We start from the raw sequence: 16,256 nt of genomic DNA, 5'->3' as shown, positions 1-16,256 counted from the left end.
GCTACTCGTTTTCACCGAGCACGTCCGCGCGAGCGCCGACGATGCGGTAGCCACGGGGGATGTCGGGGTCCTCGAGCAGGACGAGGACGTCTTCGCCGTCAGGAATCAGACTGACATCGGGATACCTGCCTTCCTCCGCAGGAAGCATCGTGGCGTTCCACGTCTCCCCCGCGTCCAAGCTCGCCCACACGCACGCCCCGACGCCGACCTCCGGGGCCTTCTCGTTCTCGGCGGCGGGCCGATCTATCCACCCGCCCGAGAGCATTGCACCACCGCCGAGGTCGAGAGGAAGTCCCCTGTCCTCGATATCGGTGGACCGATAGTTCTCGGAGATCGAGCCATCGGCTGCCACCGTGGCCACTGACCATCGGCTTCCCCAGCGGCTACGAACCATCGCGTTCCCCGCGACCACGGAGCTGCCGTAGAACGTCGAGCCGGCCGGCGCCCCGTCCACAGGGATGGGCGTCCAGCTCTGTCCCTGCAGAAGGAAGGTGCAGAGCCGCTGGGCATCGGATGCGTCGTACGAGGTACCGACCCCAATGATCTGACCGTCGACGACGGTGACGAACTGGACCCGCGCACCGTTGGCGGCCAGGTCCGGTACGGGGAACGCTGCGTCGAACGCCCCGACTCTCTCCCATGTGAGGCCGTCCTCGGAGCGGTAGACGACCGGCTCGATCTTCGACGCGGATCCGTCCCGCGGCACCCACGACGACAAGGGGAAGTAGTGGATCCCGTCCACACTGACGGCGTCGCCGATCTCGACGTTACCTTCGGGAATCTCGATGCCCGTAGGTTCCTGCCACGTGGTGCCATCGGTGCTCACGCGTACGTAGAGCGATGCGGCGTCGTCGGAAGACGGAGGAACGCCGGTGTAGAGCGTGATGCCGCCGCCGAGGTGATGGATGTATGCCTCACTGGGATCCTGCAGGCCGACGTCCGGGTCGTGCGGGCGAACGACCTCGTCGCCCTCGACACCGACGGGGAGCCGACCCTCGCGGTCCCCCCACGCGATTCTGCGGTCGTCGCGACGCAAGTACCCGGTATCCCAGGTGGACATGGCAACGATTCCGTCGGCGGAGCTGCCGGCCGAGAGCTGGAGCTCGCGCGTCGGGGCGTACGCGAGGCCCGCTGTGTAGCTCGGGTCGTCGCGCTTCTTCACGTACACGCACGCTTCGGTGCGCGCGATAGTGCCCTCCTCGTCGGCGACACAGCTGAAGATTCTCTCCGGCGAGTATGCGTCGACGTCGCTGATCGACCAGGCCCCGTCCGCCCCACGTCGAGCCGTGCGACAGTCGTCAGCGAAGTAGACGGCCAGCGAGATCGACGCATCGTCTGCTGCGACGACGGAGGATCCGAGTTCCAGGTCCGAGAAGTCCATCGGAGTCTCGGGGTCGAGATCGCCTCGAGTGTCGTGCTCGAATCCGTCGATGCCCCACGTCGGAAGGGGAATCTCCTCCTGCGCGAAGGACGATCCGTCTGTGCTCGACCAGGCGATCGGGCGACGGTACCTCTCCCCCTCCGCCCAGTCGGCGGGAATGAGATGGTCACCCATCACCACGAACGCGTCGCCCTGAACCTGCAGGTCCTCGGCGCCCGGACGCTGCGCCTTATCAGGCAAAGCCACAGGCTCGCTCCAGGTCGCACCGCCATCTGTCGAGGTGACGACGGCCGGTTCCCACGCCTCTGTTCCCACCTCGCGCATCACCAGGACGACGACGGTCTCCTCGATTCGCCGGACTGCTTCGGGCTGCCAGGTCTCACCATCGGGAACAGCGAGGGACTCCAGCTCCGTGACTCCCCCGTCCGCGGCTACCTCCCAGATCCGAATCCTGTGATCGCGAGGCAGGGCCATGACCAGCCCGCCGCCGACGACGGTGAAATCGGCATCGATGCCGTCGGCGAGCTCGACCGTCTCCCAGTCGGAGAGGTCGGTGGAGGTGCACATGGAATAGGCATAGACGTCCTCGATGATCCGACGCGAGTAGACCCTCACGCGTTCGCCGGATCCATCGACCCGAATCCCGGTGGCCGCGGGCTCCACGGGAACCTCGATTCCTTGCGGCTCGGCAATGGTCACGACGCTCACCTGAGCTTCGAGCGACTTCTCGCGGTGGACCAGCATGGCCAGCGGACGGTCGGCGGTCGGCGCGAGCCCCCATTCATTGATCCGGACGGGCTCCTCGGCGACGAGCTCCGAGGAGGTCGTCAGTGGCGCGAGGGTGACGCTCGCCCGAGGTTTCTCGACGAAGGGGAGCCAGCTCATATCCGCGTCGCACCCGGCGAGCGCGAACGGGGCGAGCAGGGCACTGGAGAGGAGGAGGGAACGACGGGTGGGGCGGAGCGGGGCTGAGAACGCAGGCACGCTGCCATCCAATCATCGCCGACCTCACAGATTGGGCAACTGTCCACAATCACCTGGACGTTAGCCCGACGGAAAATCACTCGCCCCTCATGGGTGTCCGCAATACCGTGGCCCCAGCTCCGGCCCGGAGCCCTGAGGGAAGGAGGAACTGATGGTTGTCGCCGTGCTGACCCCTGCCGTCCTTCCTACCCTCCAGGAGATCTGCCATGACCCCGTCCTTCGACCGGGACGACTTCTTCGCCAAGTCCCTTCTGACCGCCTACATCGCTGACCTCGACGAGGATCAGCGCTGGTCCACGTGGCCGGAGACCGCTCATACGCTGGATCGCGGCCCGCAGCCCTTCCCCGAGTGGGTCGTCCAGCACGACGGTGCGATCGACACCGAGCTGGGCATCCTCAAATCCGGCAAGGAGGCCGACGCCTTCCTGCTCGAGCGCGCCCTGCCCGAGGAGCACCGCACCGGCGCCGCCGGCGAGACGACCCTCATGGTCGCCAAGCGCTACCGCTCCCCCGAACACACCACATTCCACCGTTCCCACCAGTACACCGAGGGCCGTCGCACCAAGGATTCCCGCGAGGCCCGCGCCATCGCCAAGGGCACCGCGTTCGGCCGCCAGGTCGCGGCCGCGCAATGGGCCCGCACGGAGTTCGACGTGCTCGCCCGGCTGTGGTCCGCCGGCCTCCCGGTGCCCTTTCCCGTCCAGATCGTCGGCACGGAGGTGTGCATGGAGTTCATCGGCACCGATGACGAGCACGGCGCGGTCGCCGCCCCACGGTTGCAGGAGTGCCGGCCCACCCTCGAGGAAGCCGAACGCTGGGCGCGTCGGCTGCGAGACGTCGTGATCGACCTGGCCGAGCTGGGGCTGGTCCACGGCGACCTCTCCCCCTACAACGTCCTCGCCGACACCCGTCTCGCCGAGCCGGATCCGGTGGTGATCGACGTTCCGCAGGTCATCGACCTCGTCGCCAACCCGCACGGGAACGAGTTCCTGCGGCGGGACTGCGAGAACATGTGCACCTGGCTGCGAGCGCACGGAGCGCCGGCATCGGCCGCTGACCCGCAGGAGTGGTTCGAGGCCGCACAGCGCCGAGGAGGGCGACGATGATCAATGAGGACCGCCTGCGACGGGTCGCCGACGAGGTGACAGGAGTGCCCGGGATCGAGGCGGTCGTGCTCGGTGGCAGCCGCGCCCGCGGCACCCACCATGCCGGCTCCGACGTGGACCTCGGGCTCTATTACGAGGCGGCGACCCTCGATGTCGCGGCGCTGACCAGGGCGGCCCGTGGGGTCGTCGGCGCACCGGTCCAGGTCGCGGGGCCCGGTGGCTGGGGGCCGTGGGTGGACGGCGGCGCGTGGCTCGAGGTCGATGGGACGGCCGTCGACCTGATCCTGCGTCACGTGGAACGGGTGCGCGAGCAGCGTGACCGGGCGATCCGCGGCGAGATCGGATTCCACTGGCAGCTCGGCCATCCCCTGGGTTTCCTCGACGTCACCTATGCGGCGGAGATCGCCACCTGCCGCCCGTTGGCCGACCCCCGGCGCCTTGTGCCGCAACTGCGGGCGGGCCTGGACCCGTATCCTGCGCCGCTGCGGAAAGCGCTGCGAGAGAACCTGAGCAGTGCGGAGTTCCTCATGGGCGGTGTCGCAAAGGCGACCTCGCGCGGCGACGTCGGATACGTCCAGCTGTGCTGCGCCACCGCACTGATGTGGTGCGCTCTGTCCTGGCACGGAGAGGCCGACGTGTGGGTCACCAACGAGAAGGGTCTGATCCCGGCCGTCGCCTGGCTCCCACTGGACACGGGCGGCTTCGCGGAGAAGGCCAGTGCCGCGTTGGCTGCGATCGGCGCGGATCTCTCGGCCGACGGGCTCGCAGCGGCGGTCCGCGACGTGTCCGCGCTGGTCTCCGACACGCGCGAGACGCTGGCCGTGTCGGCCTGAGGCCCTCGGTCAGCTCCGGCCGAAGGGCCACCAGCGCCGGCGGGGCCGCGGCTTCTCCTCGGTCTCCGTCGGCTCCGGGGCCGGTCGGGCCGCGGCCGCGGCCTCGCGCAGCTCTCGCCAGCGCTTCGCGGCGTCCTCCGGGTACATCTCGGGCGCGATGGTGCGCTGCAGGGGATTCGCGCGCCGGTCGTCGTGGACGCGGCGCGTGTAGTCCTCCGCGTACTCGCGGGCGGCCTCCTCGGTGGGGAGCTCGGCGAGAGTCTCCTCGCGTCGTTCGAACTCTCGGCGCAGCAGCATGACCACCGGCAGCAGTGCGTCGCGGTCGATGTCCCCGTCCTGGACGCGCTGCCTGATCCACCAGTCCGGGTCGTGGGTGTCCGGCAGGTTCAGCGGCTTGCCGGCGCCTGGCAGGTCGTCGAAATCCCCACGGGCACGCGCCTGTTCGAGCGCGGATTCGACGCGGGCGACGTCCGGGGCCATCGGCGGCCGGCGGGGTCCGTCGGTCTCGCTCATCATCCCTCGCCCTCATCGACCAGCGAGGCCAGACGGTCGAGGGAGGCGCGCAACGAGTCCGCGGTGACGCCCTGCGCCGTGGACACGCGGTGCGGATCGCGCATGTCCGTCCAGTCGTAGGTGTGGATGACGCGCGTGCGATGCTCATCCACCGGCTCGAGGGACAGGGCCCAGATATGCCCTGGTGGATGTGTGCCCTCCTCGGCCGGCTTCCATGCGATCTCGCGGCCTTCCTCGAAGGCGACGACGTGGTTCTCGCGCACGGAGTCGATCGTCAATCTGGTGCGGAACACGTCGCCGACGCCGCGCACGCGCTGGCCGTCCGCGGCCTCGGCGAGGTTGTCGTTGGCGTCCCAGCGGGGCTGCTGGGCCGGGTCGGCGATCAGCTCGAAGAGCACGCTCGCGGGCGCCGCGATCACGCGTGAGACGCTGACGACGCGGTCTGCCTCTGCCCTGCCCTGGGTCATGTCCCTATCGTGCCACCTCAGAGCTGCGGGCGTCCCTGCAGGGCGATCTCGCGGTAGGCGACCTGGTACCCGAGCTTCTCGTTGATGGCGATCATCCACGGGTTCACGTGCGAGTTCCACGTGACCAGCGCCCGCACCTGCGGGGCGCGCTCGCGCAGCTGACGGTGGGTGGCGACCTTGAGCGCCAGTCCCAGTCGGTGCCCGCGATGCTCGGGCATCACCAGGGTGTTCTCCTGCCATGCCACGGTGGTGCGCGGGGACCGTTGGACGTGGATCTCGGAGTTGCCGACGAAGCTGCCGTCCGGGGCGACGGCGACCGCCAGGATCGGCCGCACCCCGATCTCGCGCAGCCGTTTCTCGATGATGCGGATCCGCTCCGGTGTGTACTCCGGCGCCTCATGCTCGACGTCCTCGTCCGGCTCGTCGAGCTCGAGCTGCCGCAGCAGCACCCCGTAGGCCTCGAGGTGTTGCTCGGGCACGCCCTCGTCCCACAGCTCGACCCCGTAGTCGCCCAGTTTCTCCTCGGCCTCCGCCTGCAGCCGGTCCAACAGCTGCTCCTCCAGGGGCAGGGCGAGGGTGCGGCAGACGGCGACGTTCTTGCGCGTGATGCCCAACCGCGCGGCCAGGCGGTTGACCGGCTGGGCGGGGTCGTCGACATCCCCGTCGGCCGGGATCTCCCCGTAGGCCTCCACCAGGCTGCGCCCGGACTCCCGGATCGCGGGGATCAGCGCCTCCTCGAGCAGGGCCGTGGCGACGCCGTGACCGCGGAAGGCGGGGTGCACGGCGACGGCGACGGAGATCGTCTCGAGGTTCTCCTGCTGCGGCAGGTAGACCGAGGCACGGCCGACGATCGTCTCGCCACCCTCCATCAGCTCGGTCACGGCGACCCAGCGCCGGGTGCGGTAGTACGGGGAGTCCTGCAGCGAGGCCCTGCGCTGCTGGACCGTGAACGCCTCGCTGCCGCCGTAGTTGGCCTCGTCCAGCGCTTCGTCCAGAGCGTTGTACTGGACGAGGTCGACGTGGGAGAGAGCCTCCAGGGGCCGGATCGAGAAGCGCATGGAGAAAAGTGGACCACACGCGATCCGTGCAGGTCGACGTAAATTCTCAGCGGACGCGGACCATCCGGATGATGCCCGTCACCACGGCGATCACCGTCACCACCAGACCGACCACGAGCGCCGGCCGGCCGGCACCTCCGGTGACGGACAGAATGATGCCGAGGTAGATCGACTGGAGTCCCAGAAGGATCACGACGAGAAGCCGTTCACCCTCGCGATAGAGGCGCTGAGCGTTCTGCTCGGTCACCGCTATCGGATAGTTCAGCAGCCGAGGCCGCGTCGAGAGCCAGGCGATGAGCGCGGACAGCACGATCATCACGCCGGCGAGCACCAGCACGCTCACCTTGCTGCCGTGCTCATCAGGGTTGCCCTGGGCCCCGAAGTGCGTCGGGACCGTATCCGGGAGGGAGGGATAACGGACCAGGACCCAGCCGGTCAATGCCGCGGTGATCAGCAGTGCGACGCCGCGCAGGACCCGCACTGCCGCCCCGGCGGCCTCGGTCCGTGCCGGCCGCGGGGACGTCACGCGAGCTGCACCCCGGCCTCCGCGAGCTCCGCCTCGAGCTGCTCGTTGCCGGCGGGGTGCACGGCGGCGGTGAGACGGCGCAGGACCCGCACCGGGGCGCCGGTGGCGACCGCACCGAGGGCGGTGGCGCGCACGCAGAAGTCGTAGGCCAGGCCCACCACGTCGACCTGATCCCAGTCGCCGGATCCGATCAGCTGCTGCACACTCTCCTCGGTCCCGACGGTGGCGCCCTCGAGGGCGCTGTAGGAGGGGATGCCGTACCCCTTGCGGGCGATCTCGATGCGGCCCACGTCAGCGACCAGTGCCTCGATCTCGGGATGGAACTCGGCACCGCGGGTGCCGGCCACGCAGTGCACGGGCCAGGTCTCGGAGAAGTCGGGCTCGGCCGGCGGGGTCGCGAAGTGGCCGCCGTTGTCGGTGTCGCCGCGGTGCCAGTCCTGGGTGGCGAGGATCCGGTCGTAGTCGGCGGCGTGCTCGCGCACGAACTCGGCAGTCCGGGCCGCGACGGCCGAGCCGCCGTCCACGGCGAGCGCGCCGCCCTCGCAGAAGTCGTTCTGGACGTCGACGATGATCAGCAGTCTCCGGCTCATGCGGCCCAGCCTGGCACAATCGCCGCATGTCCGCGCCGCTTCCCCGCCCGACCGTCGGCCCTCCCTCGCCCACCGCGCTGTCGAGGCTGCTCTCGCCGCTGGACCTGGGGCGTTTCGAGGTGCGCAACCGGATCGTCATGGGGTCCATGCACGTCGGCCTCGAGGATCAGCCGCGGGAGGCGAAGAAGCTTGCGGCCTACCTCGGCGAGCGCGCCCGGGGCGGAGCGGGACTGATCGTCACCGGCGGCTACTCCCCGGACCGCACCGGCCGGCTCACGCCGCGCGGCGCCCAGGCCGACGCCCGCACGCTGCGGGCCCACGATGTCATCACCCGCGAGGTCCATGAGGCCGACGGGCGGATCATCCTGCAGCTGCTACACGCGGGCCGGTACGCCTTCCATCCGCTGGCGGCCTCCGCCCACGCCGGCCGCTCCCCCATCTCCCCGTTCCGCTCGCGCCGCCTGACCCGCCGCGGCGTCGGCCGCACCGTGGAGCACTTCGCCGCCGCCGCCCACCGGGCGGTCGAGGCCGGGTACGACGGGGTCGAGATCATGGGCTCGGAGGGATACCTGCTGAACCAGTTCCTGGTCCCCGCCACGAATCGGCGCCGCGACCGCTGGGGCCGTGGGCCCGAGGGCCGACGGGCACTGCCGCTGGCGATCGCGGCCGCGGTGCGCGAGGCGATCGGGGACGACGCCCTGCTCAGCTACCGCATCTCGCTGCTGGACCTGGTGCCGGACGGGCAGACGTGGGAGGAGACCGTCGCCCTGGCCCGTGGCCTGACCGAGCGCGGCGTGGATGTGCTCTCGACCGGCATCGGCTGGCACGAGGCCCGCGTGCCCACCGTCGTCACCTCGGTCCCGCGGGCCGCCTTCGCCGAGCAGACCGGGATGCTGCGCGAGGCGGTCGACGCGCCCGTGATCGCCTCGAACCGGATCCACGACCCGGCGGTCGCCGAGCGCGTGCTGGCCGAGGGCCGGGCGGACCTGATCTCCATGGCGCGGCCGCTGCTCGCCGATCCGCAGCTGCCGGCGAAGCTGGCCGACGGCCGCGCCTCGCAGGTGGTCGCCTGCATCTCCTGCAACCAGGCCTGCCTGGACAAGGTGTTCGAGGGCAAGCGGGCCAGCTGCCTGGTCAACCCGCGCGCCGGCCACGAGACCGAGCTGGAGCTGACTCCGGTGATCCAGCGCCGCGCCCGCAAGGTGGCCGTCGTCGGCGCCGGGCCCGCCGGGCTCGAGGCGGCCGTGACCGCCGCCCAGCGCGGCCATGTGGTCACCCTGTTCGAGGCCACCGAGGAGATCGGCGGGCAGCTGCGACTGGCCGCCCGCATCCCCGGCAAGGAGGACTACGCCCAGGCCCTGCAGTCCTGGCGGATGCGGCTGGCCGCGGCCGGCGTGGGGATCCGGCTCGGGACCCGGCCGTCGGCCCGGGACCTGACGGGCTTCCACGATGTCGTCGTCGCCACCGGGGTCGAGCCGCGCGTGGTGGACCTGCCCGGCTTCGCCCCGGGCAGCTCCGAGGGCGGGCCGGACGTGGTCAGCTACGCCGATCTGCTCGAGGGCCGCGCCGAGGCCGGCGAGCGGGTCGCGATCATCGGTGCCGGCGGTATCGGCGTGGACGTCGCGGAGTTCCTCTCCTCCCCGCGCCCGTCGCCGACGCTGGATGCTGCGGCATGGAAAGCGCATTGGGGCATCGTCGATCCCGATCAGCAGCGCGGAGGGGTGGTGCCGCGCCGGCGCGACGGAGACGGTGATCCGGCCGACGGGCGGCTGGCCCGCGAGATCCACCTGCTCCAGCGCAAGCAGACCCGGATCGGGGCGAGCCTGGGGCGGACGACCGGCTGGGTCCACCGCGCCGAGCTGCGCCGGGCCGGGGTGATCCAGCATCGCGGCGTCTCCTACCGGCGGATCGATGCCGACGGGCTGCACCTCGTGGAGGACGGCGAGGAGCAGGTCCTGGAGGTGGACACCGTGGTGGTCTGCGCGGGGCAGATCAGCGTGGACGAGTTGGCCGGCGAGGTCCGCGAGGCCCGGCGGGGTCGCACGCCGCGGGTCCACGTGATCGGCGGGGCCGACCTCGCCGTCGAGCTCGACGCGGAGCGCGCCATCCGCCAGGCGGTCGAGGTCGCGGTGGCCATCTGAGGGGATCGCGCATCTGAGGGGATACTGGCCACATGAACCCTCCCAGCACCCTCACGCCGTACGACGAGGAACTGCTCGCCCGCGCCGTCGACCTGGCGAGCGCGAACGTCGCTTCCGGAGGCGGCCCCTTCGGAGCGGTGGTCCGCACCGCCGACGGCCGCCTCGTCGACGGCACGAACCGGGTGACCGCGACGCTCGATCCCACCGCGCACGCCGAGGTGATGGCGATCCGGGCCGCCTGCCAGGAGCTCGGCACGTTCGAGCTGACCGGCGCGGTGCTCTACGCGAGCTGCGAGCCGTGCCCGATGTGCCTGGCCTCGGCGCTGTGGGCCCGCGTGGACCGGGTCGTGTTCGCCGCCGATCGGGCCGACGCCGCTCGCGCGGGCTTCGATGACGCCGCGTTCTACGAGTTCTTCGAATCGCCCGGCCACCGCGCCCTGCTGCCGACGGAGCAGAGCCGTCCCGCGCAGGCGCTCGAGCCGTTCGAAGCGTGGCAAGCACTCGAGGACCGCACCGAGTACTGAGGCTAGGTCTCGGGGTCACGAAGTCTCGGGCTCCGGGGACGCCGACGCCCTGGTCTCGGGGTGCTGAGGTCGCGATCAGCTCGCCTGGGCGCCCTCGAGCACTTCGCGGGCGATCGGGCCGGCGGTGACCGAGCCGTAGCTGCCGTCCTCGACGAAGGCGGCGACGACCAGGTCGCCCTGGGCGACGATGACCCACGAGTGCAGCGCCAGATCACCGTTCTCGTCGGTGTACTCGGCCGTGCCCGTCTTGCCGATGACCGGGTCGCCGGGCATGTCCGCGAAGTCGTCGAGGCTGCCGTCGGTGACGACGCCGCGCAGCAGTTCCTGCATCTGGGACGTCTCGTCCTCGGTCAGCGGAGTCGGCACCTCGGCCGGGGCGGAGTCGTCGTCGGCGAGGATGCGGGGGCTGACGGTACTGCCGTTCTGTACGCTGGCCAGCACGGTCGCCATCGCCAGCGGCGAGGTCAGCACGCGGCCCTGGCCCATCATCGCGGCGGCGTGCTCGGTGCCGGTGTCCTCCGGGTCGATCGAGCCCATGAACGCCTCCAGGCCGTCGGGGGCCTCCTGGCCGATGCCGAGGGTGGTCGCGGCGTCGGCCAGCGAGCTCTGGTCGACGGTGTCGTACTGCAGCAGCATCGCCGTGTTGCAGGAGTGGGCGATCGCCTGGCGCAGCGGCATCGACCCGAACAGGTCCGGCGAGAGCGAGTCGGCGTTCTTGAAGCTGCGGCCCTCCACGGTGGCCGTCTCGGGGCACTCGACGGTGGAGTCCGGGGTGAGCCCGGCGCGCAGCAGCGACAGGGCGGTGACCGTCTTGAACGTCGATCCGGGCGCGTACTGGCCCACCAGGCCGATCGGGTATTCCTGGCCCGTCGGGCCCAGCGCGGAGGCGAGGACGTCCCCGGTCGAGGGCTGCATCGCGATCACCGCGCTGGGGGCGTCCTCGTCGGCGATGGCGTCGGTGGCCAGGCGCTGCAGGTCATCGTCCAGCGTGGTGGCCACGTCGGTGCCGTCGGTCGGTTCGACCGTGTGCAGGGAGCGCTCGCTGCCCGTCTCGGAGTCGACGGCGACGACGTCCACGCCGGGTGTGCCGACCAGTTCGTCGTGGCGAGCGGAGACGACGCCGCCGGTGGCCACGTAGTCGCCGGCCTCGATCTCCCCGTCGGAGCCGTCGATGTCCTCCTTGGTGGCCTCCCGCAGGGAACCGAGCACGCCCGGGGCGTAGTCGCGCTCGGCCGCCAGCGGCTGGCTCTGCTCGAGGGCGCGATAGCCGGTGATGTCCTCCGCCTCGCCGAGGGGGTAGTTCCCCTCGTCCTCGGCGCGGATGGTCAGTGCGGGCACGAAGGCGTCGTCCCCGTAGTCGGCGACCTTCTGGGCGTAGTTGTCGGCGTTGATGCCGAGCAGTCCGGCGAGGTCCCGCGCGGTGGCCTCCGGGTCCGCGCCGTCCAGGAGCGTCTTGTCCAGGCCGAGCACGCGGACGTCGCGGGGACCGTAGAGGTCGGTGCCCTCGCGGTCGGTGACGGTGCCCATGGTCGGCTGGAGGGTCTTCGCCTCCAGGTGCTCGGTGGCGGTCAGGCCCGGGGCATACGTCTCCGGGCTGAGGTCCGCGGCCCAGCCCTCGCCGGTGCGCTCGAGGGTGGCCTCGGTGGTGTAGCTCCAGGTCCCGGCCTCGTGCGGGAGTGTCCAGGTCCACTCCAGGGTGGCGGTGCGGGTCCCGTCCTCGGCGGTGCCGGGATCGGTGAGCTCGACCTGCGGCGGGGCGTCGGTGGCCTCCAGCAGCGGCCCGAGGATGCGCTCGTGCTCCTCCGCGGCGGCGGCCGGGTCATCGCCGGTCAGCGGGACGTCGGCGAAGTCGCCCGCGGGCAGCGCCGCGGCCAGGGCGCGCGCCTCGTCCTCGCCGCTGCCGAAGCGGTCGCGCCACAGGATGACGGCGAGCACGAGGGCTGCGATCACGGCGAGGGCGATGAGCAGCGGCGCCCGGCGGCGGGAGCGGGCAGGTGAGGCGTCCATGGTCGTATCGTCCAGCTTCCGGCGCCGTCCGTCCACACGGGCCACGCCGCGGACACTGCGCCGCCTACACTCACCCCATGGCCCGCGTCCTGCACACCGCCCAGGCGCTCGTCGACGTCGTCGTCGAGGTGGACGAGCTGCCCCCGCGCGGCGGCAACGCCAACGCCCGCAGCGAGCACCACTACGCCGGGGGCGCGGTGACCACGCTGGTCGCCGCCGCTCGCACCGGTGCCGAGGCGGTCCACGGCGGCGCGCACGGCGTCGGCCCCCATGGCGACCTGATCCGCCGGGCACTGGCGGCCGACGCGGTGGCGCTGTCCGACGAGCCGCGCCGGAGCCAGGACACCGGCCACTGCCTGGTGCTGCTGGAACCGTCGGCCGAACGCACCTTCGTGACCGTCTACGGCGCGGAGCGGGAGATCACCGCGCAGTCGCTGGGGACGCTCGCGCCAAGGCCGGGCGACCTGCTGTGCCTGTCGGGGTACAGCCTGTTCGAGCCCACTCGGGAACCGCTGCTGGAGTTCCTGGAGACCGTGCCCGCGGGCGTGGAGGTGGTGCTGGATCCCGGCGCGCCGTTTTCGACGTTCCCGCGCGAGGTGCAAGAGCGCGTGCTCGCGCGCACCACCGTGTGGACGTCCAACGCCGAGGAGGCCCGGGCGCTGACCGGGCTCGACGCCCTGGAGGACACCCCGGAGGCGCTGCGGCGGCGCATCGGCTCGCAGTGCGTCGTGGTGGTGCGGGACGGCGCGCGCGGCTGCATCGTCTTCCACCACGGCCGGGGCACCGAGATCCCCGCCTTCCCCCGCACCCCCGTCGACACCAACGGCGCCGGCGACACCCACACCGGGGTGCTGCTGGCCGAGCGTGCCTGCGGCGCCGACTGGGAGTCCGCCGCCACCCGCGCGAACGCCGCCGCCGCGATCGCCGTGACCCGGAGGGGACCGCAGAGCGCCCCCACCCGGGACGAGGTCGACGCGTTCCTGTCCTGAGCCCCGCCCGCCTACGATGATCCGATGGGCACCCTCGACGCGTCGACGTTCCACGACTTCCGGGCGCGGACCATCGACGGCGAATGCCGTGAGATGAGCGAGTACCGCGGGCAGCTGGTGCTGGTGGTCAACACCGCCACCGAGTGCGCCTTCACCCCGCAGCTGCAGGGCCTGCAGTGCCTCCACGACCGCTTCGGCGAGCACGGCTTCACGGTCCTCGGCTTCCCCTCGGACCAGTTCCACCAGGACCCCGGCACCGATGCGGAGACCCGGGAGTTCTGCACCTCCACCTACGACGTCAGCTTCCCGCTGTTCTCCAAGGTCGACGTCAACGGCCCCGACGCGCACCCGCTGTGGCAGTGGATCCGCCAGCAGAAGGCGGGCGTGATGGGCGGCCGGATCGCCTGGAACTTCACGAAGTTCCTCGTCGCCCCCGACGGCAGCGTGCTGCGCCGCTACGCCCCGCCGGTGCCGCCGGTGCGCATCGCCCGGCGGATCGAGATGGAGCTCGGCCTGCGCTGAGGCACGGTGCGAACGCCCAGGTTGGTAACCTGGGCCACAACACCATCCCTCGTGAAAGGGGAACCCATGGAAGGCGTCATCATCTTCCTCGTCCTGGCCGTCGGCGTCATCATCGCCCTGGCCATCATCGCGGCGCTGCTGTTCGGCGGCCTGCGCACCTCGTTGATGTTCACGGTGCACTCCCGTGAAGCGGTCATCGTCGAGCGCTTCGGGAAGTTCCGCCGAGTCGCGCACGCCGGTCTGAACTTCAAGGCGCCCTTCATCGACAACATCACCAAGCCGATCTCGCTGCGCGTCCAGCAGCTCGAGGTCAACATCGAGTCCAAGACCAAGGACAACGTGTTCGTCACCGTCCCGGTGGCGGTGCAGTACGTGATCAAGGAAGAACAGGTCGTCGACGCGTACTACAAGCTGTCCAACCCCGAGGCGCAGATCCGCTCCTACGTGTTCGACACCGTGCGCTCGGCCCTGTCCAGCCTCGAGCTGGACGCCGCGTTCGAGTCGAAGGACGACATCGCCTACAGCGTCGAACAGACCCTGTCGGCCCGCATGCAGGAGTTCGGCTTCAACATCATCAACACCCTGGTCCAGGACATCTCCCCGGACCAGCGGGTGCGCGATTCGATGAACTCCATCAACGCCGCCCAGCGCGACCGGGTCGCCGCGCAGTCCCTGGCCGAGGCCGACAAGATCAAGCGCGTCACCCAGGCCCAGGCCGAGGCCGAGTCCAAGCGCCTCCAGGGTGAGGGCGTGGCCGGCCAGCGCAAGGCGATCGCCCTCGGTATCGCCGAGCAGTACGAGATGCTGCGCAAGGTGGGCATCGAGAACTCGGCCGAGCAGCTGCTGCTGATGACCCAGTACTTCGACACCATGCAGGACGTGGCCCGCAACGGCCGTTCCAACGTGCTCTACCTGCCCTCGAACCCGGGCGCGGTGGGCAACATGGGCGAGGAGATCCGCACCGCGATGCTGCAGTCCCAGGCCGCGGCGCAGGCCGATCAGGACGCCGATGTCGCCGACGCCGCGAACCGCGAGCGGATCTCGGCCGATCAGCTGCGCGAGCAGGAGCAGGCCCGCGCCGAACGTGCTCGCAGCGAGGCCGAGCGCCGCGCCCGCGAGGCCCAGAACCAGGCTCGCCGCGCGGCCGAGCAGGCGCAGGACTCCGGCTACCCCGGTGGCGACCAGCCGCCGTGGGCGCACCCGGGGTCCGCGAACCAGGGCTGACCCACTCGCCGGCCGGGCCCGGGACGCTGCATGCGTCCCGGGCCCTGCTGTGTCCGGGCCGTGTTGCGCGGGCCGTGCTGCGTCCGGGCCCTCCGTCGAAAGTCGAGGCCGGCCGGTGCCGGATGCCGACTGCCGACGGTCCGCGCCGCACCCGTCGGCAGATGACTCGCGCGCCTGGGGGCGATGAGATGCAGGCATGACCGCTCCCGCTGCTGAGACCACGACCCCTCCCCTCGACTCCTCCCCGGCCGACGGCGGCGACTACTCGGCCGAGAAGCGCATCGGCCGGCTCGCCGTCATCACGCTGGGCTGGTGGGCGCACGGCGGCGTGCGCTTCCTGCTGGCCGCCGCGATGCTGTACTACGGCTTCGCGAAGCTGGTCCTGGGCCAGTTCGGCGTCGCGGACGCGGGCGGCGCCCTCATCGCCCAGGGCGAGATGAGCCCGATGGGGATGCTGTGGCGGATGGTCGCCTTCTCCCCGCTGTTCCAGGTCCTGGCCGGGCTCGCCGAGTTCGGCGCCGCCATCGCCCTGCTGTGGCGCCGCTCCGTGCCGCTGGGTGCCGCCATCGCCGCCGGTTCGATGGCCCTGGTGTTCGTGCTGAACCTCGGCTACGACGTGCCGGTCAAGCAGATCTCGCTGGCACTGCTGATCATGGCGCTGATCGTGCTGATCCCCTGGATGCCGCGGCTGACCCGGGCTTTCGTCGGGCGTGGGGAGATCCCGCGCGGCCCCCTGCCGACCCTGGTCCCGTGGCGTCCCCTGGCCCGGGTCACCGACGTCTTGGGACCGATCGCCGCTCTCGGTCTGGTGGCGCTGATCGGGTACGGGGTGAGCCAGATGTATCCCGAGCGCACCACCGACGAGTCCGCGCCGGCCGGGGTGTGGAGCGTCCAGGAGGACACCGCCGAGCCCGCCGCCCAGCTCGCCGATGACGACCGCTGGAGCCGGGTGGCCTTCGGCTCGACGCTGTACGGGGACGCCGCCCAGGCCCAGCTGCGACTGGCCAGCGGCGACCTTTTGACCGGTCAGTACCGGCGCACCGGGGACTCCGCCGTCGAGCTCGAGCTGCGGCCGCTGCGGGAGGCCGGCCAGTCGGTGGCCGACTATGCGGACACCGAGCCCCGGACCCTCACCCTGGCTGTCGAGGAGCGGGCCGACGGGACGCTGCACGTCACCGGCGACGGCGTGGACCTCGTGCTCGCCCCGGATCCCTCCGGGTCGATGCTGTACGACCGCGGCTTCAGCTGGGGCATCCGCGCGGACGACCCGTTCAACCGGTGAGCACCGACCGCTGATCGGCCCCGGCCGGGTCGCGCGCTGAACCGTCGGCCCGCTCCTCTACTGTGGAACCGCACGCGCCGGCCCGGGCGTGCGAGGAGCCGAGGAGCAG

16 protein-coding genes are annotated in these 16,256 nt (G+C 71.3%); 9 read left to right on the top strand and 7 right to left on the bottom strand.

The features are described from left to right. Position 1 precedes the first annotated feature (1 nt). Positions 2–1,381, bottom strand: a complete 1,380-nt coding sequence (locus ACFQRJ_RS00390; RefSeq protein WP_377015868.1) for a hypothetical protein — start codon at positions 1,379–1,381, stop codon at positions 2–4. Positions 1,382–1,543: 162 nt separating this feature from the next. Between ACFQRJ_RS00390 and ACFQRJ_RS00385 the strand changes: the two genes are divergently transcribed. The 3 genes from ACFQRJ_RS00385 (at position 1,544) to ACFQRJ_RS00375 (ending at position 4,304) form a co-directional block, all read left to right on the top strand. After that, the gene (locus tag ACFQRJ_RS00385; protein ID WP_377015866.1) at positions 1,544–2,353 is read left to right on the top strand and encodes a hypothetical protein; all 810 of its coding nucleotides are present in this window, start codon (positions 1,544–1,546) and stop codon (positions 2,351–2,353) included. A gap of 218 nt (positions 2,354–2,571) precedes the next feature. Beyond that, positions 2,572–3,471: a serine protein kinase RIO gene (locus tag ACFQRJ_RS00380; protein WP_377015864.1), complete on the top strand. Its 900-nt coding sequence runs from the start codon at positions 2,572–2,574 to the stop codon at positions 3,469–3,471. Beyond that, on the top strand, positions 3,468–4,304 hold the full coding sequence (locus tag ACFQRJ_RS00375) for a nucleotidyltransferase domain-containing protein (RefSeq protein ID WP_377015862.1): 837 nt from the start codon (positions 3,468–3,470) through the stop codon (positions 4,302–4,304). Before ACFQRJ_RS00380 ends, ACFQRJ_RS00375 begins: the two co-directional genes overlap by 4 nt. A 9-nt stretch (positions 4,305–4,313) precedes the next feature. Here the strand turns inward: ACFQRJ_RS00375 and ACFQRJ_RS00370 are convergent, their stop codons facing one another. From ACFQRJ_RS00370 to ACFQRJ_RS00350, 5 genes are read right to left on the bottom strand one after another with little or no spacing between them, the layout of a single operon-like run. After that, positions 4,314–4,817, bottom strand: a complete 504-nt coding sequence (locus ACFQRJ_RS00370) for a DUF1992 domain-containing protein (protein WP_377015860.1) — start codon at positions 4,815–4,817, stop codon at positions 4,314–4,316. After that, positions 4,817–5,284 (bottom strand): SRPBCC family protein, encoded by a 468-nt coding sequence (locus ACFQRJ_RS00365; protein WP_377015858.1) that lies wholly within the window; start codon positions 5,282–5,284, stop codon positions 4,817–4,819. Before ACFQRJ_RS00365 ends, ACFQRJ_RS00370 begins: the two co-directional genes overlap by 1 nt. Positions 5,285–5,301: 17 nt before the next feature. Further along, entirely contained in the window at positions 5,302–6,342 is a 1,041-nt protein-coding gene (locus ACFQRJ_RS00360; protein WP_377015856.1) for a GNAT family N-acetyltransferase, read from the bottom strand. Positions 6,343–6,388: 46 nt separating this feature from the next. After that, positions 6,389–6,868, bottom strand: a complete 480-nt coding sequence (locus tag ACFQRJ_RS00355) for a DUF1648 domain-containing protein (RefSeq protein WP_377015854.1) — start codon at positions 6,866–6,868, stop codon at positions 6,389–6,391. Beyond that, positions 6,865–7,458 (bottom strand): isochorismatase family protein, encoded by a 594-nt coding sequence (locus tag ACFQRJ_RS00350; RefSeq protein ID WP_377015852.1) that lies wholly within the window; start codon positions 7,456–7,458, stop codon positions 6,865–6,867. Before ACFQRJ_RS00350 ends, ACFQRJ_RS00355 begins: the two co-directional genes overlap by 4 nt. Positions 7,459–7,484: 26 nt before the next feature. On the opposite strand from ACFQRJ_RS00350, the gene ACFQRJ_RS00345 reads away from it, so the two are divergent. Together ACFQRJ_RS00345 and ACFQRJ_RS00340 are read left to right on the top strand one after the other, a co-directional pair. Further along, positions 7,485–9,599, top strand: coding sequence for an FAD-dependent oxidoreductase (locus ACFQRJ_RS00345; RefSeq protein WP_377015850.1), 2,115 nt, complete (start codon positions 7,485–7,487; stop codon positions 9,597–9,599). 32 nt (positions 9,600–9,631) lie between these two features. Next, the gene (locus ACFQRJ_RS00340) at positions 9,632–10,123 is read left to right on the top strand and encodes a nucleoside deaminase (RefSeq protein ID WP_377015848.1); all 492 of its coding nucleotides are present in this window, start codon (positions 9,632–9,634) and stop codon (positions 10,121–10,123) included. Positions 10,124–10,198: 75 nt separating this feature from the next. On the opposite strand, the gene ACFQRJ_RS00335 is transcribed toward ACFQRJ_RS00340, so the two are convergent. Beyond that, a complete protein-coding gene (locus ACFQRJ_RS00335; RefSeq protein WP_377015846.1) occupies positions 10,199–12,130 on the bottom strand; it encodes a penicillin-binding transpeptidase domain-containing protein in 1,932 nt (643 codons plus the stop codon). Positions 12,131–12,207: 77 nt separating this feature from the next. Here ACFQRJ_RS00335 and ACFQRJ_RS00330 point away from each other — a divergent pair, with 77 nt between their 5' ends. The 4 genes from ACFQRJ_RS00330 (at position 12,208) to ACFQRJ_RS00315 (ending at position 16,147) form a co-directional block, all read left to right on the top strand. Continuing rightward, positions 12,208–13,119, top strand: coding sequence for a PfkB family carbohydrate kinase (locus tag ACFQRJ_RS00330; protein ID WP_377015844.1), 912 nt, complete (start codon positions 12,208–12,210; stop codon positions 13,117–13,119). Between the two features lie 24 nt (positions 13,120–13,143). Continuing rightward, positions 13,144–13,641, top strand: a complete 498-nt coding sequence (locus ACFQRJ_RS00325; RefSeq protein ID WP_377015842.1) for a glutathione peroxidase — start codon at positions 13,144–13,146, stop codon at positions 13,639–13,641. A 66-nt stretch (positions 13,642–13,707) separates the two neighbouring features. Continuing rightward, positions 13,708–14,865: an SPFH domain-containing protein gene (locus ACFQRJ_RS00320; protein ID WP_377015840.1), complete on the top strand. Its 1,158-nt coding sequence runs from the start codon at positions 13,708–13,710 to the stop codon at positions 14,863–14,865. A gap of 196 nt (positions 14,866–15,061) precedes the next feature. Further along, on the top strand, positions 15,062–16,147 hold the full coding sequence (locus tag ACFQRJ_RS00315) for a hypothetical protein (protein ID WP_377015838.1): 1,086 nt from the start codon (positions 15,062–15,064) through the stop codon (positions 16,145–16,147). The last annotated feature ends 109 nt before the right edge of the window (positions 16,148–16,256 follow it).

This window comes from Brachybacterium sp. GCM10030252 (genome assembly GCF_042666535.1).
In the GTDB taxonomy this organism is placed as follows: Bacteria; Actinomycetota; Actinomycetes; order Actinomycetales; family Dermabacteraceae; genus Brachybacterium.
The sequence above is the reverse complement of the archived record's forward strand: the minus strand, read 5'-3'. Positions and strand labels throughout refer to the sequence as shown.

Coding starts and splice junctions, on each gene's coding strand:
- ACFQRJ_RS00390 (WP_377015868.1), bottom strand. CDS start 1,381: ATGGACTTCTCGGACCTGGAACTCGGATCCTCCGTCGTCGCAGCAGAC.
- ACFQRJ_RS00385 (WP_377015866.1), top strand. CDS start 1,544: ATGGTCACCCATCACCACGAACGCGTCGCCCTGAACCTGCAGGTCCTC.
- ACFQRJ_RS00380 (WP_377015864.1), top strand. CDS start 2,572: ATGACCCCGTCCTTCGACCGGGACGACTTCTTCGCCAAGTCCCTTCTG.
- ACFQRJ_RS00375 (WP_377015862.1), top strand. CDS start 3,468: ATGATCAATGAGGACCGCCTGCGACGGGTCGCCGACGAGGTGACAGGA.
- ACFQRJ_RS00370 (WP_377015860.1), bottom strand. CDS start 4,817: ATGAGCGAGACCGACGGACCCCGCCGGCCGCCGATGGCCCCGGACGTC.
- ACFQRJ_RS00365 (WP_377015858.1), bottom strand. CDS start 5,284: ATGACCCAGGGCAGGGCAGAGGCAGACCGCGTCGTCAGCGTCTCACGC.
- ACFQRJ_RS00360 (WP_377015856.1), bottom strand. CDS start 6,342: ATGCGCTTCTCGATCCGGCCCCTGGAGGCTCTCTCCCACGTCGACCTC.
- ACFQRJ_RS00350 (WP_377015852.1), bottom strand. CDS start 7,458: ATGAGCCGGAGACTGCTGATCATCGTCGACGTCCAGAACGACTTCTGC.
- ACFQRJ_RS00345 (WP_377015850.1), top strand. CDS start 7,485: ATGTCCGCGCCGCTTCCCCGCCCGACCGTCGGCCCTCCCTCGCCCACC.
- ACFQRJ_RS00340 (WP_377015848.1), top strand. CDS start 9,632: ATGAACCCTCCCAGCACCCTCACGCCGTACGACGAGGAACTGCTCGCC.
- ACFQRJ_RS00335 (WP_377015846.1), bottom strand. CDS start 12,130: ATGGACGCCTCACCTGCCCGCTCCCGCCGCCGGGCGCCGCTGCTCATC.
- ACFQRJ_RS00330 (WP_377015844.1), top strand. CDS start 12,208: ATGGCCCGCGTCCTGCACACCGCCCAGGCGCTCGTCGACGTCGTCGTC.
- ACFQRJ_RS00325 (WP_377015842.1), top strand. CDS start 13,144: ATGGGCACCCTCGACGCGTCGACGTTCCACGACTTCCGGGCGCGGACC.
- ACFQRJ_RS00320 (WP_377015840.1), top strand. CDS start 13,708: ATGGAAGGCGTCATCATCTTCCTCGTCCTGGCCGTCGGCGTCATCATC.
- ACFQRJ_RS00315 (WP_377015838.1), top strand. CDS start 15,062: ATGACCGCTCCCGCTGCTGAGACCACGACCCCTCCCCTCGACTCCTCC.